Source organism: Flavobacterium anseongense (assembly GCF_021608185.1).
Taxonomy (GTDB): domain Bacteria; phylum Bacteroidota; class Bacteroidia; order Flavobacteriales; family Flavobacteriaceae; genus Flavobacterium; species Flavobacterium anseongense.
Window position 1 is genome coordinate 392,463 of the sequence record NZ_JAKIHN010000002.1, and the last position, 24,625, is coordinate 417,087.

Genomic DNA, 24,625 nt, shown 5'->3' on the forward strand with positions numbered 1-24,625 from the left:
CAATCATGAAATGGAATAAACAGGAAAGCGATTCGTTTGAAGACCGCAGAGGAATGTCAGGCGGAAAAAAAGCCATACTTGGCGGAGGTGCTATTGGAATTATAGTATTATTGCTTAACATGTTTGGAGGTGAAACCGGTCAAACTATTGGCAATATAATAGAGCAGACACAAGGAACACAAACCCAAACCGAAGAAACGCAAACAAGAGAATTATCAGCCGAAGAAAAAGAATTAGGTGATTTTGCAGAATCTTGTTTTGTATACAATACCAAAACATGGACTAGTATTTTTGATGAAAACAATATGGCGTTTGAAGAACCCGGAATGGTTTTATTTGATGATGGTGTAGAAACAGCTTGCGGGAGTGCGTCTTCTGCTTCCGGACCTTTTTATTGTCCCGCTGATAAAAAAGTATATATGGATTTGCGCTTTTTTGAAGAACTAAAATCACGCTTTGGTGCACAAGGTGGTGACTTTGCGATTGCTTATGTGATTGCACACGAGATAGGACATCATATACAAAAATTGATGGGAACGTCAGATAAAGTGCGTCAATTACAGTCAGGAAGAAGTGAAGCCGAAGCTAATAAACTATCTGTTTGTTTAGAACTTCAAGCCGATTTTTATGCCGGTGTTTGGGCACACTATAACAAAGATCTACTCGAAGAAGGCGACATAGAAGAAGCATTAAGTGCTGCCAATGCGGTTGGCGATGATGCTATTCAAAGTAAAATGCAAGGTCATGTGAATCAGGAATCGTTTACGCACGGCTCATCAAAACAACGTATTGAATGGTTTAAAAAAGGATACAACTCGGGCGACATTAAACAAGGAGATACTTTTTCAGCACTTTTGGATTAAAAATCGCAGTAAATTTTAGTAAAAATCATAATTCAAAAAAATTATAAAGCATTTGTTGAATTTATCATAAATCGTGTTCAACAGTCTAATTTTAAAGGTAATTTCAATACAAATTGAAATTGCCTTTTATAATTTTGCCAAGCAAAAATTAAGAAAATGAAAGTAGGCATTGATAGTATAGCATTCGATATTCCACAACTATATTTACCCATAACAACTTTAGCAGAAAACCGAAACATCGAAGCCGACAAGCTTATCAAAGGTTTGGGTTTGCACAAAATGAGTTTTCTCGATGTGCATCAGGATGTCGTGACAATGGCTTCGAATGCTGCTCTAAAATTGATTCAACAGGAAAATTTAAATCCGGCAGAAATCAACAGAATTTATGTCGGAACAGAAAGCGGTGTCGATAGCTCTAAACCTGTTGCTTCCTATGTTTTGTCGAATTTGGAAATGATTTTTGGCGAAGCAAGTTTCAGAAATTGTGATGTAGTCGATTTGACTTTTGCCTGCATTGGTGCAATTGATGCATTGCAAAATTGTTTGGATTATATTCGATTGAACCCAACAAAAAAAGCCATTGTAATTGCTTCCGACAACGCCAAATACGATTTAAATTCTACTGGCGAATATACGCAAGGCGCAGGTTCGATTGCGATGTTGATTACAGCTAATCCAAGAATTCTAAGTTTTTCAAACGAAGTTGGTGTTTCCACTCAAGGCGTTTTTGACTTCTTTAAACCGAGACGATATTTCTCCAAAGAAGAAGCACTACAATTAGAAAATAATCCGGAATGGAATGGCGTCTTAGAAAACGAAATCGCTATTTATAAAGAGCAGCCTGTTTTTGACGGACAGTATTCTAATCAGTGTTATATCAATAGAATTACCGCCGCTTACGAACATTTTAAATCGGAAAGCAATCAAACCGGAAAACCCTATGAAAATTGGACAAACATACTAATGCACCTTCCCTATTGCTTTCAGGGACGACGCACTTTCATAGAGATTTTTGCCAAAGAAAACTCAGAACTTTTAGAAACTCAAGTTGGTGAGACTATCAAAGATAAAATCAAAGCGCTAGCCAAAAGCCCGGAATATTTAGCACTTGTGAATAAAAAAATATATCCTTCTGAAATCGCTTCAGGACAAATTGGCAACATTTATACTGGATCCATTTTCTTGGGATTGTTATCAACTTTGTGTTATCATTTTCAACAAAAATCGGATTTAACCAATGCCAAGTTTGGTTTTATTGCTTATGGAAGTGGTTCCAAATCAAAAGTTTTTGAAGCCGAAGTTTCAGAAAACTGGGAAGCTGCTATAGCAAAAGTAAATCTCTTCGAAACCTTGAAAAACTGCATTGCCATTGATTTCATTACTTATGAAAAATTGCATAAAAAAGAAGTAAAGCAATCAGTCATTACTCCAAAAAATGAATTTTATTTGGATAGTATTGAAAAGGAAAATCCGGTATTGGTTGGTGCGAGATATTATAAGTATAGTTAACAGTCGCGGCATTCTGTTTACAGTTTTTTTCTGTCAACTATGACTGTGACTGAAACTAGATCATCCCAACCATCCATCTCTATCCAAACTTCGATATTGAATAGCTTCAGCAATGTGATTGGAATTCACAATTTCGGAATCTTCTAAATCGGCAATTGTTCTCGACACCTTCAGGATTCGGTCAAAAGCTCTTGCCGAAAGATTTAAACGCTCCATTGCAGTTTTTAAAAGTTGTAATGAATTTTCATCCAAATCACAAAACTCCCTAATTTGTTTAGTGCTCATTTGCGCATTGTAATGAATGTTATCAAAGTTGGAAAAACGTTTTGATTGAATTTCTCTGGCTGCTGTTACCCGTTTTCTAATCTCAGTGCTGTTTTCCGCTTTTCGCGTTTCGGTAAGTTTATCAAATGGAACCGGAGTAACTTCGATGTGAATGTCAATTCGGTCTAACAATGGTCCGGAAATTTTACTCAAATAGCGCTGCATTTCTGCAGATGATGAATTTAACGGCGAATCAACATCATTAAAAAAACCACTCGGACTCGGATTCATACTCGCCACCAACATAAAAGATGATGGATACGTAATGGTAAATTTTGCTCTAGAAATGGTGACTTCTCTATCTTCTAAAGGTTGACGCATTACTTCGAGAACTTCCCGCTTAAACTCGGGTAATTCATCCAGAAACAAAACACCATTGTGTGCTAATGAAATTTCTCCGGGTTGAGGATAACTTCCGCCGCCAACTAAGGAAACAGATGAAGCAGTATGGTGTGGACTCCTAAAAGGTCGCTGATTCATCAATCCACTGTCTTTTACTTTTCCGGCAACGCTGTGAATTTTGGTAGTTTCTAATGCTTCGTTCATTGTCATTGGTGGTAAAATACTCGGCAATCGTTTGGCAAGCATAGTTTTTCCTGAACCTGGCGGACCAATCAGAATAATATTGTGCCCACCCGCAGCCGCAATTTCCATACAGCGTTTGATACTTTCCTGTCCTTTGACATCTGAAAAATCAAACTCAGGGAAATCTAATGTTTTATTAAACTCTTCTCTGGTATCTATTATCGTAGGCTCTAATGTTCTATTTCCTTCAAAAAAATCAATGACCTGTAGCACATTTTCAACACCATAAACATCCAAATCCACAACTATCGCGGCTTCTTTTACGTTTTGGATTGGGAGAAAAAAACCTTTAAAACCTTCTTCTTTGGCTTTGATGGCGATGGAAAGTGCACCTTTTATTGGCTGCAAACCGCCATCGAGCGATAATTCACCCATAATTAAATACTTGTCGACTTCATCGGCTTTTATTTGTCCGGATGCTGCCAGAATTCCAATGGCTAAAGTCAAATCATAGGCAGAACCTTCTTTACGTAAATCAGCTGGCGCCATGTTTATCGTAATTTTCTTTCCCGGTAAATAGTAACCATTATTTTTTAACGCAGCAGCTATACGATAACTGCTTTCCTTGACAGCATTATCGGGTAAACCAACCAAATGATAACCAATACCTTTATCTATATTAACTTCTACAGTAATTGTGGTGGCTTCCACTCCAAAAACGGCACTTCCAAAAACTTTAACTAACATTTCTACAATTTATAAACTAAAAATAATGGAAAGCTGTCAATAAAAAGTAGGCAAAAAGTGTACATTTTTCCAACTAAATGTAAAATAAAATAAACTTTTTGTAAAGTTTATTTGTCTATTAGTAAAATATAATTTACTTTTGAAATGAATTTAAAAACTCATAACATGAAAACACATTTTTTATTTCCGAACAAATTCAAGAAGTTAGGCTGGTTATTGTTTGTTCCATCCTTTATTGCTTCGCTAATTATTTCTATTGCAGATCTTACTATTGACAATTATTGGATTGTTAACGTTTTTTCATTTACTGATGGTGATATTTTAGGGGAAAATAATTGTTTTATTGTGATTAAGAATAGTATAGTTGATGAAGTATTATTGTTTAGTTTGATTATTGGTGGTCTATTAATAGGCTTTTCCAAATTAAAAATTGAAGATGAATTTACTTCCAAAATAAGATACGAAAGTCTGGTTTGGGCAACCTATTTAAACTATGGATTGATTTTGTTTTTTACGATATTCGTTTATGGGCTTTCTTATCTCAACATATTGTTTTTCAATACTTTTACATTGCTACTTTTCTTTATCATACGCTTTCATTATTTGATTTACAAACTCAATAAAACTTCTAACGATGACGAATAATCTAAAAGTTTTGAGAGCTATTAAGAATATTTCTCAAGAAGAATTGGCCAAACAAATCAGCGTCAGCAGACAAACCATAAACGCTATGGAAAAAGGAAAATACGTGCCTTCAACTGTTCTAGCTCTCAAGCTGGCAAAGTTTTTTGAAAAACCGGTAGAAGAAATTTTTAGTTTGGAAAACGAGGATTGATTACTGCAAATTATCACTCATTAATTCACTTTTGTTTTTAGCATAGTCATAACCTTGCTGCCACCAAAGTCTCATTTTTTCTTTGTTAAAAATCAAAGCGTTGCTGGTCAGTTGTGTCGGCGTATAGTATAAATTGAGTTTTACATTTTTATTTTTGGCCGCCAATTTTCCAATGGTAATATCATGCTTTTCCACTTGATTTAAAAGTATCTGAAACAAATCAATCATCAGTGAAAATGGATTTTTTCCAATGTTTCTGGGAGAAATTTGCACCTCAGTTTCTAGTATCACGACATCTATTTCAGTGGCACCGCGATTAATCGCTTCTCTTATGGGAACCAAACTCGAAAATCCGCCATCGCCATATTCGAAATTATTCTTTTGCACCAAACTCATAAACGGAATATAATTACAGGAAATCCAAATCCAATCGCAAAAGGCTTCATATTCAAAATCTTGAATCGACTTATATTCAACTTCGTTTTTAGACAAATTAGTAACTGTAACAACTATATCACAACCGGAAGATTTCAATTGGGTAAACTCTTTTAAAGTAAAATTCTTCTTGATATATTTTCGAAGTTTATGGCTTTCTCCAAAAGTTCTTTTTCTTTTTAAAAATTGTAGCAGCACATTAAAATGATTGATAGAAACCACATCAACATCATTCTTATGCTTTACCACAAAAGGATTGATGTCGAAAATTTTGCTCATGTCTACATTCGTATAAATGCCATGAATCTTGTCTACTTCACCCAAAGCCAAATGCGGAATTAACAAACTTCCTGTTGAGCTTCCGATAAGAATGTCATATTTACAGTATTTTTCCTGAAGTAAATACTGTGCAACTCCGCCACCAAAAGCACCTTTACTGCCTCCACCGGAAATTACTAATGCTCTCATTTTTTTTCTTCTAAAAGTCTGTCAAGTTGCGATTTTTCCTTTTCAGAAAGGCTTTGATATATAGCCTGAAACTGAGGCTTTGCTCCGCCAATCAACAATTCTCTGATTTTATCCCGGGCAAATTTTGTAAACTGCCATTTGTAATGAGTCGTTGCATTCACCAAATTTTTCAAAACTGTTGGATCATTTTCATTGATGGCCAAGGCATTAATAATCGCATTTTGACGAACAGAACTTTCATACTTTGGTGAAGTATAATCAACCAATTCATTGTAAAACTTATCCTTTTCAGGGCTTTGATTTTCGATTGAAAAAGTTAGGAATAAAGATCGTAAACTTTTATCATTACCGCCAATCCAATTCTGGGCTTTCGCGAGATAAGCACTTCGACTTTCCGGGAAGTTTTTCCACAAATTCATAAAGGCAATCTCTCTCGTATCATAAGAAGCATCATCTAATAATGTTTCATAATTAGCTTTGAATTCTACCGGAATATCATCGGTAAACTCAGCCACAGACTGACGCACTTTGATGTGATTTGTTTGCAATGCCAAAAGCAGTAATTCCCTTTTATCTTCAAAAGGAATGTCTTTTATCTGATACAAAATTTCGGTTTTTACGGGATAAAAAACATTGGATTGCAATAATGTCGCAAATCTTTCTTTATTCTCAACAAATGGTTTTAAACGCATTTTTTGGGTTTCAAAAAGTGTTCGTATGAACTCATTCTTCTTCAACAATGCATTGGCTTCATCACTTCGGAAACGATAATCTTCTAACCAAACTTTCTTAAATGTTTCGGTATCAAAGTCGGATACTTTTCTAACTTCAGCAAGGAAATCATTAGTCTCAGCGCTTTGATATTGGTACTTTTTTAAATAATTGATTACAGCTTTCTGAAACAATTTTGGTCCAATTGTTTCCCTTATTAAGTGCAGTGACCATGCGCCTTTTTGGTAAAATGAGAACGAGCTCGCTTTTTCATTCATCACCGGAATTGTATCCGTTCTCGCAGCATTTCGAAGTTGCAAAGAAGTTCTGTATAATTGATGGTAAAAATAATCATCACCAAAAACTTGTCGTTCCGCTAACAAAGCATAATAAGTTGCAAAACCTTCCTGCAACCAGTGATGCTTGCCGGATTTTGCTGTAACCAAATCGCCAAACCATTGATGCGCCAGCTCATGCGCATTGACATTGACATAATTTCTGTCGTTAAATCCAATGTCATCCACAACATAATCTTCTGAGAAAATTGTCGCTGATGTATTTTCCATTCCGGCATAGAGGAAATCTTCTACCGGAATTTGTTTGTAGATTTTCCACGGATACTTCACACCAATTTCTTCTTCGAGATAATCAAATATTTTTTTTGAATAACGATAGGTTGCTTCAAATTTGGCAGTGTCTCTTGGCTGAATAAAAAGCTGAATCGGAATTCCCGATTTCGATGCCACAACCTGATGTCTGAAATCGCCAATTGCAACCGCCAACAAATAAGAACTCATTGGACTTTTCATTTCATACTTCCAAATCATTTCATTTTTATTGGGCAATTCATCGAGCAAAACACCATTTGACAAAACCTGATATTTTTTGTCGAAACTAATGTTCATATTAAAGACCACTTTTTCATTCACATCATCAAAACTCGGAAACCAATGGCTGGTATATTTCCCCTGGCCTTGAGTCCAAACTTGCTGATTTCTGATGATTTCGTTACTAAAATCACCATTAAAATACATGGTTTGTTTTGGAGTCGCTTCGTAGTTAAAAGTGACTGTATTTTTCCCGGTACTAAAACCTTCAAAAAGATTTAGTGTTTTTCCTGTATTGGTGGATTTTACCGCTTTATTGTTGATTTTTACATTGGTTATACCCATCTTCTGGGCATCAATTTTAATGGTATCGATAGTTTGCTTAACATCAAAAACATAGCGAACTGAACCCGAAACTTTCTTCTCAATAGGATTAATCGAGATGTTCCCATAAGCAGTTTTAAAATCTACCTTTTGGGTTTGTTGAGCCAAAGAAAAAACAGTAAAAAGGAGCAAAAATAAATGTCGCATTGAAATACAATATCTGATACGAATATAATCATTTTTCTCTTTGGAGTAAATGAATAGTCGAGTAGCTATATAGCTAAATGAATTTGTATATAAAAAGTGTACTATAATTTTCCGTAAAAAACTATCTTCGCTAAACCTAAAAATCATTCGTGAATTCGTGGCTTAAAAATGAATAATCTTTTGCAAACTCCCATTGAATACTTAAAAGGCGTTGGACCTCAACGTGGTGAGTTACTGCGCAAGGAATTGGGGATTCATCGCTATGAGGATCTAGTCAATTTTTATCCGAATCGATATATTGATAGAACCCGTTATTACAAAATCAACGAATTGCAAAAAAACGACAGCGAAGTTCAAATCATTGGCAAAATCATTCACATCAAAACGGTTGAATTTGGCAAAGCCAAAAAGCGATTGGTTGCCACTTACGTGGATGAAACCGGCGAAATTGAACTCGTTTGGTTTCAAGGTCACAAATGGATTCGTGATAGTTTGAAGCTCAATGTTCCATATGTGATTTTTGGAAAAGTCACTTCATTTGGAAACACTTTTAATATGGCGCATCCCGAAATGGAGTTGTTTGCTGAGCATGAGCAAAGTCTGCGTTCTGCTATGCAACCTGTTTATCCATCGACGGAAACACTTACCAATCGTGGCATTTCGAATCGCGTCATCAATAAAATGATGCAGCAATTATTCTTGGAAACCCAAGCTAAGTTCGTAGAAACCTTGCCGGCTTATCTTTTGGACGAATTAAAATTGATTCCGAAAAATGCAGCTTTGTTTAATATTCATTTTCCAAAAAGCCAGGAACTTTTATCCAAAGCACAATTCCGATTAAAGTTTGAAGAATTGTTTTTTATTCAATTGCAATTGATTACCAAAAATCTGGTTCGGAAACACAAAATCAAAGGACATCCGTTTACTGTTGTTGGTGAAAATTTTAATAATTTCTTTCAGAATCATTTGCCTTTCGAGCTGACCAATGCACAAAAAAAAGTGCTAAAGGAAATCAGAAATGACATGGGCACGAATGCTCAAATGAACCGACTTTTACAAGGCGATGTTGGTTCGGGAAAAACTATTGTGGCGCTGATGGCAATGCTGATCGCTTTAGATAATGGCTTCCAAAGTTGTCTGATGGCACCAACAGAAATTTTGGCTAATCAACATTTTAATGGTTTAACAGAATTAGCTAAACACTTAAATATCAACATAAAAATATTAACTGGCTCAACCAAAACTGCCGATAGAAAAATCATTCACGAAGAGTTAGAAAACGGAAGCTTACATATTCTCATCGGCACACATGCGCTACTCGAAGACAAAGTACAGTTTCATAATTTGGGTTTAGCCATCATTGACGAGCAACATCGTTTTGGTGTAGAACAACGCTCTAAACTTTGGCAGAAAGGAAGCCTCCCTCTGTCCCTCCAAAGGAGGGAAGTTGAAAAGGTGATTCAAAAATATAAAACTGCCAGACCATCAACATATAATCTATTAAAGGAACTTAAAAATCAAAATAAAAAGAACAGCACACAAGCTGAAACCATTTTATGGGAATGTTTGCAAAATAGAAATTTGGCTTATAAATTCAGAAGACAACACATAATTGACATGTTCATTGTTGACTTTGTTTGTATCGAAAAGAAACTCATCGTGGAAGTTGATGGCGGCTATCATAACACTATCGAACAAAAAGAAGCGGATGAAATGCGAACACAAATCTTAAATGAATTGGGTTTCAAAGTTATTAGGTTTACCAATGAAGAAGTAATCGCAAATAACTCTGAAGTACTAAAAAAAATCAGCGCAATATTGGAAAGCCTCCCCGCTGGGGAGGTTGGTGGGGCTTCTATTCCGCCTCACATATTAGTGATGACTGCTACTCCAATTCCAAGAACATTAGCTATGAGTTTGTATGGCGATTTAGATATTTCGGTGATTGACGAATTGCCACCTGGAAGAAAACCAATTCAGACCGTTCATCGTTATGACAGCAACCGACTAAAGGTTTGGAAATTCATTAAAGATGAAATCGCCAAAGGCAGACAAATCTATATCGTTTATCCATTGATAAAGGAAAGTGAAACGATGGATTATAAAGATTTGATGGATGGTTACGAAAGTATTTCGAGAGATTTTCCGTTGCCGCAATACAGCATTTCTATAGTTCACGGCAAAATGAAACCTGCCGATAAAGATGCTGAAATGAAACGCTTTGCTGAAGGAAAAACCAATATAATGGTTGCAACGACTGTAATTGAAGTCGGCGTAAATATCCCAAATGCAAGTGTAATGATTATTGAAAGTGCCGAACGTTTTGGCTTGTCGCAACTTCACCAATTGCGTGGTCGTGTAGGTCGTGGTGCTGAACAGAGTTATTGTATTTTGATGACTTCATTTAAATTATCGAGCGATAGTAAAATACGTTTGGAAACTATGTGTAAAACCAATGATGGTTTCGAAATTGCCGAAGTCGATTTAAAACTTCGTGGTCCGGGCGATATTATGGGCAAACAACAAAGCGGTGTTTTACAACTTCAGATTGCTGATTTGGTAAAAGACAGAGATATTTTGATGGTTGCCCGAAATGAAGCTTTGAAACTTTTGAAAAAAGATCCGTCAATGACTTTGCCCGAACACCAAACTTTGAGAAGTGTTTTTATAGAACTCTCGAAAAAGAAAAACATATGGAATTACATCAGCTAAAAAAGCTCTTGCTACAAATGTTAAATAAAAATTAACCGTACAGCCATTTCCATCCGTAAGAAGTAGCTTTGTAGAGAAATCTCTACAATACATTTCTAAATGAAAATAAAATATCTTGTCATAACCATCATTGCCCTTGCTCTTGGTGGAATGATTGTTTACAGAATCACAAAAAACAAATCCGAAAACGAAAAAGGGAACGATAAAAATGGCAAGAAACCAGCTATTAGTGTTAGTGCTATCGTTGTTGAACCTCAAAATTTCTCGAATGTAATTTCACTTTCAGGTTCTATTGAAGCCAACGAACAAATAGAAATCCACAGCGAAGTTTCCGGTCTTGTAAAAAGTATTTCCTTTTCAGAAGGAAGTCAAGTTAGTAAAGGACAGGTTTTGCTAAAAGTGGACGATATCGAACTCAGAGCACAATTAGCACAAGCCAAGACCAAAGAAAGTTTAGCTTCCGAAAACGAACGAAGAGCCAAACTGCTATTACAAAAAGAAGCCATCAGTCAGGAAGAATATGATATTGCCAGCGCTGATTATCGAACTGCAAAATCGCAAACGCAATTAATTAATGCACAAATTGGAAAGACCTCAATAAGAGCTCCATTTTCGGGAAAGATTGGATTGCGAAATATTTCTCCCGGAACTTATGTTACTCCAACAACTTTGATTGCTAATTTAGTGAACACCAATCCACTAAAAATCACATTTTCAATTCCTGAAAAATATGCTTCTGAAATTACCAAAGGCTCACAAATTAGCTTTACAGTTCCGAACATGACCGAGAAGTTTACAGCTAAAATATATGCTTCTGAACCCGGAATTGAATTAGCAACTCGCACTATGAAAATCCGTGCGCTAACAGAAAACTCTGGTGGAAAATTATTACCTGGCACTTTTGCCAATATTGATTTACCGTTGCGCAATATCAAAGATGCTATCATCATTCCGAGCGAAACGATTGTTCCTGTTCAGGATGGCAAAACGGTATTTATTGCCAATAACGGAAAAGCCAAAGTGGTTAAAGTAGAAACACTAACCCGCACTGATAAAGACGTTGTTATTATCTCTGGATTAAAAATTGGCGACACTGTTTTGACTTCAGGAGTGATGTCGCTTAAAGATGAAGCCGATATCAAAGTAAAAATCAAGTAACTTAAAACATGAGTTTATCCACTTTAAGTATTAAACGACCCGTTTTTACAATTGTCATCAATCTGACTATTATTCTTTTTGGAATTATTGGTTACAGTTATTTGGGCGTTCGTGAATTTCCTTCGATTGATCCGGCGCAAATTTCAGTAAGAACTAATTACACTGGTGCCAATGCTGATATCATTGAATCACAAATAACGGAACCTTTAGAAAGAGCAATTAATTCCATTGATGGAATACGAAACATCACTTCCTCGAGTAATCAAGGCTCGAGCAATATTACTATTGAATTCAAACTCGAAAAAAACTTAGAAGAAGCAGCTAACGATGTGCGTGATAAAGTATCACAGGCTGTTAGAAATTTACCAAAGGATATTGATGCTCCGCCGGTAGTTTCTAAAGCCGATGCCGATTCTGATGCGATTATTACAATGACCGTTCAGAGCGACACCAAAAATACACTAGAACTAAGTGATTATGCCGAAAATGTAATTGCCGAACGATTACAAACTATTCCGGGTGTGAGCAGTGTTCAAATTTGGGGACAGAAACGCTATTCAATGCGCATTTGGATTGACCCGGTAAAATTATCTTCCTATGGTGTTACCGTTTCAGATGTAAGAACTGCTTTGGAAAAACAAAACGTAGAATTACCCTCAGGGAAACTAACCGGTGCCAATACGGAACTGACCGTAAAAACCATGGGGAATCTTTCTGATGAAAAGGAATTTAATAACATTATTATCGTTGCCGATGCTGATAAAATTGTCCGTTTGAGCGATATCGGTCGCGCCGAATTAGGTCCTGAAAATCTGGAAACCCAACTAAAATCAAACGGACAACCAATGGTTGGTTTGGGAATCATTCCACAGCCGGGAACAAATTACCTCGATATTGCCGAACAGTTTTACAAACAATTCGACTCCTTTAAAAAAGATTTACCAAAAGACGTTAAAATTAATGTCGCGCTTGACAATACTTTATTTATCAAAAAATCGGTGGTAGAAGTCGCGGAAACCTTGCTGATTTCGGTGATTTTGGTAATCCTGATTATTTTCTTGTTCTTTAGGGATTGGGCCATTGCATTCAGGCCGTTGATTGATATTCCTGTTTCTTTGATTGCTACATTTTTTATTATGTATTTATGTGGTTTTTCGGTTAATGTATTGACGCTTTTGGCAATCGTTTTAGCCACTGGATTAGTTGTGGATGATGGAATTGTAGTCACCGAAAACATCTTCAAAAAAGTCGAAGAAGGCATGTCTCCAATTGAAGCCGCTATCAAAGGTTCGAACGAAATTTTCTTTGCCGTAATTTCTATTTCCATTACACTAGCTGCGGTGTTTTTACCCATTATATTTTTAGATGGTTTTGTGGGAAGGCTTTTTAGGGAATTTGGTGTCGTCATTGGTTCTGCTGTTTTAATATCAGCCTTTGTTTCCTTAACATTAACCCCAATGTTGAATGCTTATCTGATGAAAGGCGGCGAACAGAAAAAAACTCGATTTTACACCTTTACAGAACCTTATTTTGAAGGTTTAAACAAAGGATATGCAAAATCTTTGGAAAGTTTTATCCAAAAGAAATGGCTTAGTTTTCCAATCTTGATTGTTTGTATCGGATTGATTGTATTGTTTTTTAAAATCATTCCGAAAGAAACAGCTCCTTATGATGACAGAAACCTTATTATCGTTGGTGTTACAACTCCGGAAGGAGCAACTTATGATTACACCGACAGATTCATGCAGGAGTTATCACAATTGGTTGACGATTCTATTCCTGAGAAAAAAATAGCTTTAGTCATAACGGCTCCTGGTTTTGCATCGGCTTCTGTGAATAGCGGTAGAGTGCGTTTGGCACTAAAAGATCCGGAAGAAAGAGAGCGTTCTCAAAAAGATATTGCCGAAAAGTTTACCAAATGGACCAAAAAATATTCTCAGGCTAAAGTCACCATTTCCGAACAACCAACTATTGCTGTAAACAAACGTGGAGGTTTGCCGATTCAGTATATAATTCAGGCACCGAATTTTGAAAAATTGCGCGAAAAAATTCCGCAATTTATGGATGAAGCGAATCAGAATGAAACCTTTTCCAATGTGGATGTGAATCTGAAATTCAACAAACCCGAAATCAATGTGACTATCGATAGGGAAAAAGCGGAAAGTCTGGGTATTTCGGTTTTGGATGTTGCACAGACACTTCAATTATCCTTAAGCGGTCAGCGTTTTGGCTATTTTATGCGAAACGGAAAACAATACCAAGTCATCGGACAATTTGATGAAAAAGATCGGGACGAGCCATTAGATTTGACTTCAATGTTTGTCAAAAATAATAAAGGAGAATTGATTCAGTTAGACAACGTAGTAAAAGTGGACGAGCAAAGTAATCCGCCGCAATTGTATCACAATAACAGATATATGTCGGCTACAGTCTCTGCCGGTTTGGCTCCGGGAAAAAGCATAAGTGACGGAATTGACGCTATGGACGAAATTAAAAACAAAGTGCTCGACGATAGTTTTACTACCGATTTGGGTGGTGAATCACGTGATTTTGTTGAAAGCAGTTCGAATACTATGTTTGCTTTTGGTTTGGCGTTGCTGTTGATTTATTTGATTTTGGCGGCACAGTTTGAAAGTTTTATTGATCCATTTATTATCATTTTAACCGTGCCTATGGCGGTTGCCGGAGCGTTGTTTTCGCTTTGGCTGTTTGGGCAAACCTGGAACATTTTCAGCCAAATTGGAACCGTGATGCTTATTGGTCTCGTAACGAAAAACGGAATCCTAATAGTCGAGTTTGCGAATCAATTACGGGAACAAGGGTTATCAAAATACGATGCGATTGTTCAGGCATCAGAAGCGAGATTGCGTCCAATTTTAATGACAAGTTTGGCAATTGCTCTTGGTGCTTTACCGATTGCATTATCACTTGGAGCAGCTTCAACCAGTAGAATCGGAATGGGAGTTGTGATTGTTGGAGGAACTATCTTCTCTTTAGTTTTAACACTATTTGTAATTCCTTCTATTTATTTGCTATGGTCACGAGCCAAGAAACACAGACCGGAGTTTGATAATTTAGAAGCTTTAGAAAAGTAAAAATTATGAAAATGAAATCGCTATATATTGTTGTGCTGTTGGTTTTTGTTTCAAAAACTCAAGCGCAGGAATTATTAAAACTAGAAGATGCTGTGAAAATTGCTTTGGAAAATAACTATGAAATCAAGTTAGCTAAAAACGAACTGAAAGTAGACGAACTCAGCAACTCCATAGGAAATGCCGGAATGTTGCCTACCGTTAACGCTACAGTGGTAAATAATAATAGCATTTTAAATACCACGCAAACCCAAGCTGACGGTTCAGAAAGAACTTTAGATGGCGCACGAAATATGAACTTGACATACGGCATTGGATTAGACTGGACGGTTTTTGACGGCATGAGAATGTTTGCCCGAAAAGAGCAACTTAACATTTTGCAAAAACAGGGCGAGGCCGAATTAAAATTAGCCATACTAACCAGAATAAGTGATGTTTATCTAAACTATTTCGACTTGGTACAACAGCAACAACAATTGGCGGCGATTGATACTGCAATTGTTATTTCACAGGAAAGAGTCAATACGGCACAAAACCGTTTTAACATTGGAAAAGCTTCAAAACTGGAGGTGTTGAACGCTCAAGTCGATTTAAATTCGGATAAAAGTTCGCAACTTAAACAACTGGAATTAATCAAAACGACTAAGATTCGTTTGAATGAAATTTTAGCCCGAGATGTCCAAACCGATTTTGTTGTAACTGATAAAATTATGGTGGATGAACTGCTCAAATATGATGAATTAAAATCGTCTGCCGAAAGTCAGAATCCGCAAATACAAGTCCAATTACTAACCAAAAACAGTGCAGAACAACAATTAAAGCAAGTCAAAGCCGGTCGTTATCCAACAGTTCGAATTACTTCGGGTTACAACTTGACGCGTTCGGAAGCTTCATTGGGATTTGTAACACAATCTTCGGGTCGTGGTTTAGTTTATGGGATTAATGCTTCGGTTCCTATTTTTAACGGCAACCAACAAAATCGCAATGAAAAAATCGCAAAGGTTCAGTTGGAAAATGCAACCGTAACTTTGGAACAACAAAAGTTAAGTTTGGAAAGCCAATTGAATTCAGCGTTTACAAGTTATTTAACTAATTTAGAACTGACCAAAGTAGAAGCTAAAAACTTAGACATAGCCGAGCAAAATTTAGATATTACTTTGTCTAAATTCAAAATAGGAACCATTACACCTATCGAATTCAGAACCGCGCAGCAGAATTTTTTGGATGCCAAAGTGCGTTACAGCAATGCAATGTATTTGACCAAAATTTATGAAATCACCTTAAAAGAATTAGCCGGAAATTTGACTTTTTAGTGTATTTTTGAATTCAAATTACTACCAAAAATGATATCATACAACACCAAAGACTGGTTTACCTTTATCTTCCGTTTTCACAAAGCAGATACTTTCCGAACACTGTTTCCTATAATGATTGCTATTGGAATTTATTCGGCAATCATAGGTTACATGGAAGTTGAATATTGGAAGTTAGCCGATAACAGCTATGTAAAAAACATCACGATTATGCACGGAATGTTAGGTTTCGTGATTTCATTATTGTTGGTTTTTAGAACCAATACCGCTTATGACCGTTGGTGGGAAGGCCGAAAACTTTGGGGAAGCTTGGTTAATAACAGCCGTAACTTTGCAATGAAGTTGTCTGCCATTTTGGATGATGAAAGTGATAAAAAGTTTTTCCGAAAAGTCATTCCGAGTTATGCCGATGTATTGTATAAACATTTAAAAAACGAAGAAACAGGCAAACAGCTTTTTGAAGATTTAGATTTAGAAATCGATCATCACAAACACAAACCCAATCAAGTCGCAAAATTGATGTTCCAAAAAATTAATGAATTGTATGTTGCCAAAAAAATAACCGGTGACCAATTAATTATTCTGAATGCCGAAATCCAATCGTTTACCGATGTTTGCGGAGCTTGTGAGCGAATCAAAAACACTCCTATTCCCTACTCTTACAGTGCATTTATCAAGAAATTTATTTTCTTTTATGTGATGACTTTACCTTTTGGCTATTCTTTTAGTTTGGGTTATTATACTGCACCTGTGATTGTCTTTATCTTTTATGTTTTGGCGAGTTTGGAATTGATTGCTGAAGAAATCGAAGATCCGTTTGGTGGTGATGTCAATGATTTACCAACGAAGAAAATTTCGGAGAACATTAAGAAACACGTTGAGGAATTGCTTTAAGAATAGCGGGGAGGCACTTCTTCCTGATAAAAGAGAACGTTCTCACTAGCCCCGATGGGAGCTGGCTACCGTGTAGCGCGGACAGCGGGAAGATTTGTCCTGAAGACAACTATTGCTGTGCTCCTAAATTAAAAAATGCTAACAAAAACGCCTTAAAAACTTTCTTCCTGCAGTTAGCAATGATTATATTTGCACCTTATTAAAAATTTTAAAATGAAGATTTCATACAATTGGTTAAAGCAATTTATCAAAATAGATTTAAAATCAGAAGAAACAGCAACCCTACTGACCGATTTAGGTTTGGAAGTGGAAGTTGTGGAAAAATACCAATCGGTTCGTGGTGGTTTGGAAGGTGTTGTTGTTGGTCATGTTTTGACTTGTGAAAAGCATCCTGATGCTGATAGATTAAGTATTACGACTGTTGATTTAGGCGATGGAACTCCGGTACAAATTGTTTGTGGTGCGCCGAATGTTGCTGCCGGACAAAAAGTACCTGTTGCGACTATCGGAACCAAATTGTTTGACAAAGATGGTATTGAGTTTGAAATCAAAAAAGGAAAAATCCGCGGACAGGAAAGTCACGGAATGATTTGCGCAGAAGACGAATTAGGTTTAGGAACAAGTCATGACGGCATTATGATTTTGGATGCTGCCCTAAAAACCGGAACTCCTGCAGCTAAAGTTTTTAATGTTGAAAATGATGAAGTTTTCGAAATTGGTTTAACTCCAAATCGCGCCGATGCTATGTCGCATTATGGTGTTGCAAGAGATTTGCGTGCCAGCTTATTGCAAAAAAACAGCAGTATCGAGTTAATCACGCCAACGGTAAGTACATTCCGAATTGACAAAAGAACACTTAAGATTGATGTCGATGTTAAAGACAGTAAGTTAGCACCAAGATATTGTGGTGTTACCCTTTCCGGCTTGACAGTAAAGCCTTCGCCTGAATGGTTACAAAACCGTTTAAAAGCGATTGGCCTGACTCCAAAAAATAATATTGTTGATGTTACCAATTATATATTGCACGATTTAGGGCAACCGTTACATGCTTTTGATGCTGCGAAAATCAGTGGAAAAATCATTGTGAAAACAGTGGCAGCCGGAACAAAATTCGTCACTTTAGACGATACCGAAAGAACCTTACACGAAGAAGATTTGATGATTTGCGACGAAAAAGGACCGCTTTGTATTGCCGGTGTTTTTGGTGGAAAAGGCTCCGGAGTTACCGAAACTACAAATGCAATTTTCCTGGAAAGTGCTTATTTTAATCCGGTAAGTGTTAGAAAATCAGCGAAAAGACATGGGTTAAATACAGATGCTTCTTTCCGTTTTGAAAGAGGAATTGATCCAAACATTACAGAATTTGCTTTGAAGCGTGCTGCGCTTTTAATCAAGGAAGTTGCCGGTGGTGAAATCACTTCTGACATCGTTGATATTTATCCAAAAAAGATTGAAGATTTTCCGGTTTTCTTAAACTTTGACAAAACTGCCAAATTGATTGGACAGGAATTGCCAAAAGAAACCATCAAGAAAATTTTGGCTTCTTTAGATATTAAAGTAAACAGCGTTACCGATGCCGGTTTAGGTTTAATAATTCCGTCATATCGTGTAGATGTGCAACGCGAAGTGGATGTTATCGAAGAAATCCTTAGGGTTTATGGTTACAACAACATCAATTTTACTAAAAAATTAAACGCGACAGTTTCCAATTCGGCAAGAACAGAAGATTATAAGGTGCAGAATATTGTTGCAACGCAATTGAATTCACTTGGCTTTCACGAAATGATGGCCAACTCTTTAACATCGCCTGATTATGTGAATTTATCTGAAATGTTGAAAGAAGAATTTAATGTAATGATGTTAAACCCGTTGAGTAATGATTTATCAGCTATGCGCCAATCGTTATTGTTCTCAGGTTTAGAAGCTGTGTCTTATAATATTAACAGAAGAAATGGTGATTTGAAATTATTCGAATTTGGAAAAACATACCACAAATTACCATCGGGTTATGATGAGCCAAAGCATTTAACGCTTTTTGTGTCAGGAAATAGAGTTGCGGAAAGTTGGACAACTACTGAAAAACCATCTGATTTCTTTTTGTTTAAAGGTTATGTAGATTCGGTTTTAAATCGTTTGGGCATTTGCAAAATTCAAAACAAACCTGTGACTTCTGATGTTTTTGCAGAAGGAATAGCTATTGCTAATGGTAACGATACTTTGGTTGAATTTGGAACAGTTAAAAAATCAATCCTAAAACATTTCGATATTAAGCAGGAAGTATTCTTTGCCGATTTTAATTGGAATCTGATTTTGAAACTTATTAATAATAGAATCAAGTTTACTGATATTCCGAAATATCCTGAAGTAAGAAGAGATTTAGCTTTATTAGTTGACAATACCGTTGCCTTTGATGCTATTTATTCGATTGCACGTCAAACGGAAAAAACGTTATTAAAAGAGGTGAATTTGTTTGATGTGTATGAAGGCAAAAATCTGCCGGAAGGCAAAAAGTCTTATGCAGTGAGTTTCACATTGCAGGACACTACCAAAACCCTGACTGATGATCAGATTGACAAAATCATGAGTAAACTTCAAAAGAATTTAGAATCTGAAGTTGGTGCGAGTTTAAGAAAATAAAAAAAGTCTCCCTAATCAAAAAGGGAGACTTTTCTTTTAAAACCAGTACCACGAAGTACGAGTATAAATTTATGATTTTGGTGTAACTACAGCATCAATAACATGAATCACTCCATTAGATTGGTTGACGTCAGCAATCGTAACTTTGGCACTTTTACCGTTTTCGTCTGTCAAATAAAGGTCTGAGCCTTTCATCCAGGCGGTTAACGTTCCGCCGCTTACTGTTTTCAGAGCAGCTTTTCCGTTTCCTGCTTTTATCGCTTTAGCAATATCCGATGAATTCATTTTTCCTGCTACAACATGGTAGGTCAAAATGGTTTGCAATAATTTAAGGTTTTCCGGTTTTAATAAGGTTTCTACGGTTCCTTTAGGCAATTTGTCAAAGGCAGCATTTGTTGGGGCAAACACGGTGAAAGGTCCTTTTGATTGTAGTGTTTCAACAAGTCCTGCTGCTTTTACGGCTGCTACTAAAGTGGTGTGGTCTTTAGAATTCACAGCATTTTCCACAATATTTTTTGATGGATACATTGGAGCTCCACCAACGGTTACGGTTTTTTCTTTCTGTGCAAAAACAGAAATGGTTACAAATAGCGTTAAGGCAAAAAAGGCAATCGACAATAGATTCTTAGTTTTCATGATAATATTATTTTTAAAGTTATACAGCCATTTACGCCAATACATCTTTAATGGTTTTGCTATTATTATTTTTTCTAAAAACTTTAACAACTGTCAACACAAAAATTGCGGCTTTATAGAAGTTGAATTAAGATTTTATTTTATAAATTTAAGTTTATAATTCACATTCAGTCAGACATTTAAAAAGCCCGCAGAAATGTTAGCAAACAAGGTAAACCTCGAAAAAAAATTACTTTCTCAAAGAAAAAAATTTAAATCGGAAGTGGATATTATTGCTGAAGTTAAAGCCATATTTGCAGAAAATGAGATTCGGAGAAACGAGATTGCACACAAACTTAAACATCAAAGTTCAACAAAAACAAATGAGTTGCAGTTTGACTTATTGGAAACCGATAAGATCTTTCATTTAGAACAAATACGGAAAATTTGTATTGACTATCGGCTTCGGTTTTTAGACAGTACTATCTTTAAAAATGAAATTCCGGAAGAAGCAGTATCTAAAATCAGGATGATTGAGAAAAAGCACAATACAACTCTTGGAAGCTTCAAAATCATTGCGCCAAGTAAAGCTTTTCATTTGTTAAATTACGATGACCCTTTGTTGTTTGTCCCGATTGGAAACGATTATTATTATTTGATTCACCAATGGGGAACAGAAATAAACCCGTTAAGAAAATTAATGGTTTTACCAATCAAAAATTTAGGAACCTTTACAATAACCAGTATAGTATTGAGTATTGTTGTAGCATTATTAGTTCCTGAAAATAATTTGAGCAAATCGGTTCCTTTGGCTTCTTTTATTATCTTTCTTTTCACATTTAAATCCATCTTTGCCGTGTTTGCCTATTACTTTTTTATGATGGGGAAAAATTTCAATGAGGAAATTTGGCAGCGAAAATATTATAATAATTAAAAACAAAAAAGTCCCGATTGCTCGGGACTTTCTATTTATAGGAATCAGAGAATTATTTCTTTTTCTCTGTTTTTTCCATTTTTGCTTTTAATCCGGCAAGGATATCATTGTTATCTCCAAGAGTCTGAGCTGGTGCATTTGTAGCAGCTACAGTTTCAGTAACAGCTTTTGCATTTTTCTCTTCTTCTTCTCTAAAGATAGCCGTGTGAGAAGCTACAACTCTTTTGAATTCTTTATTGAATTCAATAACTTTAAAGTCAGCTGCTTCACCTTTTTTCAATTTCTTACCATCTTCTTTTTCTAAGTGACGGGTTGGAATAAACGCAACTACATCATCACCGAAATCTACAGTAGCTCCTTTGTCAACAATCTCAGCGATAGTTCCGTTGTGGATAGTTCCAACAGCGTAAGCATCTTCATGTTTGTCCCAAGGGTTTTCAGTTGTTTGTTTGTGACCTAAAGATAATTTACGTCCTTCAACATCTAACTCTAATACTACTACATCTAATTTATCACCTACGTTAACAAATTCTGATGGATGTTTGATTTTCTTAGTCCAAGATAAGTCAGAGATATAAACTAATCCATCAATACCTTCTTCTAATTCAACAAAAATACCAAAGTTTGTAAAGTTTCTAACGATACCTGTGTGTTTAGAACCTACAGGATATTTAGAAGTAATATCTGTCCATGGATCTTGTGTCAATTGTTTGATACCTAAAGACATTTTTCTGTCATCTCTATCAAGAGTCAAGATAACTGCTTCAACAGTATCACCAACTTTTACGAAATCCTGAGCCGAACGCAAGTGCGTAGACCATGACATTTCAGAAACGTGGATTAAACCTTCAACACCTTCAGCAACTTCGATAAATGCACCGTAATCAGCGATTACAACTACTTTACCTTTTACTTTATCTCCGATTTCTAATTTAGAATCAAGAGCATCCCATGGATGAGCGTTTAATTGTTTTAAACCTAATTGAATTCTTGTTTTCTCATCATCGAAATCAAGGATTACAACGTTTAATTTTTGATCTAATTCAAGAACTTCACTTGGGTGGTTGATTCTTGACCAAGAAAGGTCAGTAATGTGGATTAATCCATCAACACCACCTAAGTCAATAAACACACCATAAGAAGTAATGTTTTTAACAACACCTTCTAATACTTGTCCTTTTTCTAATTGACCAATGATTTCTTTTTTCTGAACTTCGATATCAGCTTCGATAAGAGCTTTGTGAGATACAACTACGTTTTTGAATTCGTGGTTGATTTTCACTACTTTGAACTCCATCATTTTGTTTACGTATACATCGTAATCACGGATTGGTTTCACATCAATTTGTGAACCCGGTAAGAAAGCTTCGATTCCGAAAACATCTACAATCATACCTCCTTTAGTTCTACATTTAACAAAACCTTGAACGATTTCTCCGGTCTCGTTAGCAGCAATAACTCTATCCCATGATTTGATAGTTCTTGCTTTTCTGTGAGACAATACCAATTGACCTGTTTTGTCCTCACGGATGTCAATTAATACTTCTACTTTGTCACCCACTTTTAAGTTTGGGTTGTAACGGAACTCATTAAGTGAAATTACACCTTCTGATTTCGCGTTGATGTCAACAATTGCGTCTCTGTCAGTGATTCTTACTACTACTCCTTCTACAACTTCTTCTTGGTCAGTTGAAATAAAAGTTTTTGTAACTAAGTTTTCAAACTCTTGCAAGTTTTTCTCATCTACTGCGTCAATTCCTTCTGCATAGTTATGCCAGTTAAAATCATTTAAAAACGCTTCTTGTTCTTTGTTTAATACAGCCATGCTGATAAAATAATTTGTATGTTATGTTCTTCGAGTTTCTTGATGCGATAAAAACACAACAGTGTTAGTTTTAAATAGTTAATACCTAAAGGAAACTCTTCTTCGCCAAAAGGTTGGCAAAAGTAAGCATAATTTCTTAATTACAAAACAATTTCAGAAAGAAAATAGCGCAAATAAAAAAGAATAAAGTGTTGATTGTTAGGAGCATTTGATATTAAGAGGAGGACTGCCAGTGGCAGTCAGGTATCGAACTTTAGTTCGTGTAAATCAAATTAGTGTATTGAAGCGAATGGTCTGGGCATTTTAGGAAGCCCTATTCCCGCTGTCCGGGCTACAAGGTAGCCTCTACCATCGGGGCTAATTAGGATTTGTATCGCATAGACCTGACCCGTTTTGAAAACATGTCAGGTCTAAAAAATAAATAGTACATTGTAATCCAATAAAATTAAAATGAAGAATAAGGAATCACTTTTATTCAAAACCACCACCAACCTAACATTTTGGGTGTTGATTGCCATTATCTGCGGCGTGCTGCTTGGGCATTTCAATCCCGAAAACGGACAGAAAATGAAAATCGTTGGCGATTCATTCATCCAATTGGTCAAGATTTTTATCGGGCCAATTATCTTCTTAACCATTGTTTTAGGAATTGCCGGTATGGGCGACTTAAAGAAAGTCGGGCGAATCGGCATCAAATCACTTATTTATTTTGAAATCGTAACCACATTTGCCCTAGCAATTGGTGTTATTGCCGCTTATATTATTCAACCCGGTAAAATTGACAAATCGGGATTAACTATTGAAGATGCCAGTAAATATACTTCTGCTAAAACAGACTTTAGTTGGCTTGACTTCTTTATGAGCAATTTTACGCTACAGGTTCTGGTTGTGGCCATCATCTTCGGAATTGTACTCAACTATCACAAAAAAAGAGAAACTGTAATAGCAGTTTTATACAACTGGTCTAAAGTAGTTTTCAGGGCATTAAAATTTGTCATGTATTTGGCGCCGCTTGGTGCATTTGGTGCCATGGCCTATACCGTTGGAAAATTTGGATTTGAAACGCTCATTCCACTTGGAAAATTAATGATTACGGTTTACATCACTATGGGTATTTTCGTATTTGTAGTTCTTGGAGGCATTCTCCGTTATTACAAAATAAACATACTGGATTTTATCAAATACCTCAAAGCCGAATTGCTGATTGTGCTAGGAACTTCTTCTTCAGAACCTGCCTTACCTAACTTAATGAACAAACTGGAACGCATGGGCTGTAGCAAATCGGTAGTGGGATTGGTAGTTCCAACCGGTTATTCCTTCAACCTTGATGGAACATCCATTTATCTTTCGATGGCGGTTATTTTCCTGGCGCAATTGTATAATGTGCAGCTTTCGTTTGGCGAAATCCTAACCATAATCGGGCTTTTAATGATTACCTCAAAAGGCGCAGCCGGAGTAACCGGAAGTGGTTTTATTGTTTTGGCTTCAACACTTACAGCCATACATAAAATTCCTGTTGAAGGTTTGGCTTTTCTTTTAGGCGTCGATAAATTCATGAGCGAAGCCCGGGCAATCACCAATTTCATTGGAAACGGTGTCGCCGCAATTGTAATCTCTAAAAACGAAAATGAATTCGTTGACCCTGAAAACCCAATGGAATTAGATTGAGC

17 protein-coding genes are annotated in these 24,625 nt (G+C 36.2%); 12 read left to right on the forward strand and 5 right to left on the reverse strand.

Features of this window, described 5'->3' with window-relative positions; translation table 11 throughout:
- Positions 1–5 precede the first annotated feature (5 nt).
- Together ypfJ and L1S35_RS04885 are read left to right on the forward strand one after the other, a co-directional pair.
- Positions 6–863: a KPN_02809 family neutral zinc metallopeptidase gene (gene ypfJ, locus L1S35_RS04880; RefSeq protein WP_236397193.1), complete on the forward strand. Its 858-nt coding sequence runs from the start codon at positions 6–8 to the stop codon at positions 861–863.
- A gap of 156 nt (positions 864–1,019) precedes the next feature.
- On the forward strand, positions 1,020–2,372 hold the full coding sequence (locus L1S35_RS04885) for a hydroxymethylglutaryl-CoA synthase family protein (protein WP_236397196.1): 1,353 nt from the start codon (positions 1,020–1,022) through the stop codon (positions 2,370–2,372).
- 60 nt (positions 2,373–2,432) lie between these two features.
- Here the strand turns inward: L1S35_RS04885 and L1S35_RS04890 are convergent, their stop codons facing one another.
- Entirely contained in the window at positions 2,433–3,968 is a 1,536-nt protein-coding gene (locus L1S35_RS04890; RefSeq protein WP_236397199.1) for a YifB family Mg chelatase-like AAA ATPase, read from the reverse strand.
- Positions 3,969–4,133: 165 nt separating this feature from the next.
- Between L1S35_RS04890 and L1S35_RS04895 the strand changes: the two genes are divergently transcribed.
- Complete coding sequence (locus L1S35_RS04895) at positions 4,134–4,613, forward strand: hypothetical protein (RefSeq protein ID WP_236397203.1); 480 nt, start codon at positions 4,134–4,136, stop codon at positions 4,611–4,613.
- Positions 4,603–4,803 (forward strand): helix-turn-helix transcriptional regulator, encoded by a 201-nt coding sequence (locus L1S35_RS04900; RefSeq protein ID WP_236397205.1) that lies wholly within the window; start codon positions 4,603–4,605, stop codon positions 4,801–4,803. The genes L1S35_RS04895 and L1S35_RS04900 overlap by 11 nt, the downstream gene beginning before the upstream one ends.
- On the opposite strand, the gene L1S35_RS04905 is transcribed toward L1S35_RS04900, so the two are convergent.
- Positions 4,804–5,706: a patatin-like phospholipase family protein gene (locus L1S35_RS04905; protein WP_236397209.1), complete on the reverse strand. Its 903-nt coding sequence runs from the start codon at positions 5,704–5,706 to the stop codon at positions 4,804–4,806.
- Positions 5,703–7,736, reverse strand: a complete 2,034-nt coding sequence (locus tag L1S35_RS04910) for a M1 family metallopeptidase (RefSeq protein ID WP_370641054.1) — start codon at positions 7,734–7,736, stop codon at positions 5,703–5,705. The genes L1S35_RS04905 and L1S35_RS04910 overlap by 4 nt, the downstream gene beginning before the upstream one ends.
- Positions 7,737–7,943: 207 nt before the next feature.
- Here L1S35_RS04910 and L1S35_RS04915 point away from each other — a divergent pair, with 207 nt between their 5' ends.
- From L1S35_RS04915 to pheT, 6 genes are all read left to right on the forward strand, one after another.
- Positions 7,944–10,487 (forward strand): DUF559 domain-containing protein, encoded by a 2,544-nt coding sequence (locus tag L1S35_RS04915; protein ID WP_236397216.1) that lies wholly within the window; start codon positions 7,944–7,946, stop codon positions 10,485–10,487.
- A 99-nt stretch (positions 10,488–10,586) separates the two neighbouring features.
- On the forward strand, positions 10,587–11,645 hold the full coding sequence (locus L1S35_RS04920; RefSeq protein ID WP_236397218.1) for an efflux RND transporter periplasmic adaptor subunit: 1,059 nt from the start codon (positions 10,587–10,589) through the stop codon (positions 11,643–11,645).
- A gap of 8 nt (positions 11,646–11,653) precedes the next feature.
- Entirely contained in the window at positions 11,654–14,740 is a 3,087-nt protein-coding gene (locus tag L1S35_RS04925; protein WP_236397221.1) for an efflux RND transporter permease subunit, read from the forward strand.
- An 11-nt stretch (positions 14,741–14,751) separates the two neighbouring features.
- The gene (locus L1S35_RS04930; protein ID WP_370641055.1) at positions 14,752–16,050 is read left to right on the forward strand and encodes a TolC family protein; all 1,299 of its coding nucleotides are present in this window, start codon (positions 14,752–14,754) and stop codon (positions 16,048–16,050) included.
- Positions 16,051–16,080: 30 nt separating this feature from the next.
- Complete coding sequence (locus L1S35_RS04935; RefSeq protein ID WP_236397228.1) at positions 16,081–16,944, forward strand: bestrophin family protein; 864 nt, start codon at positions 16,081–16,083, stop codon at positions 16,942–16,944.
- Positions 16,945–17,157: 213 nt separating this feature from the next.
- Positions 17,158–19,581: a phenylalanine--tRNA ligase subunit beta gene (gene pheT, locus L1S35_RS04940; RefSeq protein ID WP_236397230.1), complete on the forward strand. Its 2,424-nt coding sequence runs from the start codon at positions 17,158–17,160 to the stop codon at positions 19,579–19,581.
- A 69-nt stretch (positions 19,582–19,650) separates the two neighbouring features.
- On the opposite strand, the gene L1S35_RS04945 is transcribed toward pheT, so the two are convergent.
- Positions 19,651–20,217, reverse strand: a complete 567-nt coding sequence (locus L1S35_RS04945; RefSeq protein WP_236397232.1) for a fasciclin domain-containing protein — start codon at positions 20,215–20,217, stop codon at positions 19,651–19,653.
- A gap of 196 nt (positions 20,218–20,413) precedes the next feature.
- On the opposite strand from L1S35_RS04945, the gene L1S35_RS04950 reads away from it, so the two are divergent.
- On the forward strand, positions 20,414–21,130 hold the full coding sequence (locus tag L1S35_RS04950) for a hypothetical protein (protein WP_236397235.1): 717 nt from the start codon (positions 20,414–20,416) through the stop codon (positions 21,128–21,130).
- Positions 21,131–21,182: 52 nt separating this feature from the next.
- Here the strand turns inward: L1S35_RS04950 and rpsA are convergent, their stop codons facing one another.
- A complete protein-coding gene (gene rpsA / locus L1S35_RS04955) occupies positions 21,183–22,955 on the reverse strand; it encodes a 30S ribosomal protein S1 (protein ID WP_236397238.1) in 1,773 nt (590 codons plus the stop codon).
- A gap of 450 nt (positions 22,956–23,405) precedes the next feature.
- Between rpsA and dctA the strand changes: the two genes are divergently transcribed.
- Positions 23,406–24,623, forward strand: a complete 1,218-nt coding sequence (gene dctA, locus L1S35_RS04960; RefSeq protein WP_236397241.1) for a C4-dicarboxylate transporter DctA — start codon at positions 23,406–23,408, stop codon at positions 24,621–24,623.
- The last annotated feature ends 2 nt before the right edge of the window (positions 24,624–24,625 follow it).

Bases quoted from the DNA above. Each gene is read 5' to 3' on its own strand.
- ypfJ (WP_236397193.1), top strand. From the start codon at position 6: ATGAAATGGAATAAACAGGAAAGCGATTCGTTTGAAGACCGCAGAGGA.
- L1S35_RS04885 (WP_236397196.1), top strand. From the start codon at position 1,020: ATGAAAGTAGGCATTGATAGTATAGCATTCGATATTCCACAACTATAT.
- L1S35_RS04890 (WP_236397199.1), bottom strand. From the start codon at position 3,968: ATGTTAGTTAAAGTTTTTGGAAGTGCCGTTTTTGGAGTGGAAGCCACC.
- L1S35_RS04895 (WP_236397203.1), top strand. From the start codon at position 4,134: ATGAAAACACATTTTTTATTTCCGAACAAATTCAAGAAGTTAGGCTGG.
- L1S35_RS04900 (WP_236397205.1), top strand. From the start codon at position 4,603: ATGACGAATAATCTAAAAGTTTTGAGAGCTATTAAGAATATTTCTCAA.
- L1S35_RS04905 (WP_236397209.1), bottom strand. From the start codon at position 5,706: ATGAGAGCATTAGTAATTTCCGGTGGAGGCAGTAAAGGTGCTTTTGGT.
- L1S35_RS04915 (WP_236397216.1), top strand. From the start codon at position 7,944: ATGAATAATCTTTTGCAAACTCCCATTGAATACTTAAAAGGCGTTGGA.
- L1S35_RS04920 (WP_236397218.1), top strand. From the start codon at position 10,587: ATGAAAATAAAATATCTTGTCATAACCATCATTGCCCTTGCTCTTGGT.
- L1S35_RS04925 (WP_236397221.1), top strand. From the start codon at position 11,654: ATGAGTTTATCCACTTTAAGTATTAAACGACCCGTTTTTACAATTGTC.
- L1S35_RS04930 (WP_370641055.1), top strand. From the start codon at position 14,752: ATGAAATCGCTATATATTGTTGTGCTGTTGGTTTTTGTTTCAAAAACT.
- L1S35_RS04935 (WP_236397228.1), top strand. From the start codon at position 16,081: ATGATATCATACAACACCAAAGACTGGTTTACCTTTATCTTCCGTTTT.
- pheT (WP_236397230.1), top strand. From the start codon at position 17,158: ATGAAGATTTCATACAATTGGTTAAAGCAATTTATCAAAATAGATTTA.
- L1S35_RS04945 (WP_236397232.1), bottom strand. From the start codon at position 20,217: ATGAAAACTAAGAATCTATTGTCGATTGCCTTTTTTGCCTTAACGCTA.
- L1S35_RS04950 (WP_236397235.1), top strand. From the start codon at position 20,414: ATGTTAGCAAACAAGGTAAACCTCGAAAAAAAATTACTTTCTCAAAGA.
- rpsA (WP_236397238.1), bottom strand. From the start codon at position 22,955: ATGGCTGTATTAAACAAAGAACAAGAAGCGTTTTTAAATGATTTTAAC.
- dctA (WP_236397241.1), top strand. From the start codon at position 23,406: ATGAAGAATAAGGAATCACTTTTATTCAAAACCACCACCAACCTAACA.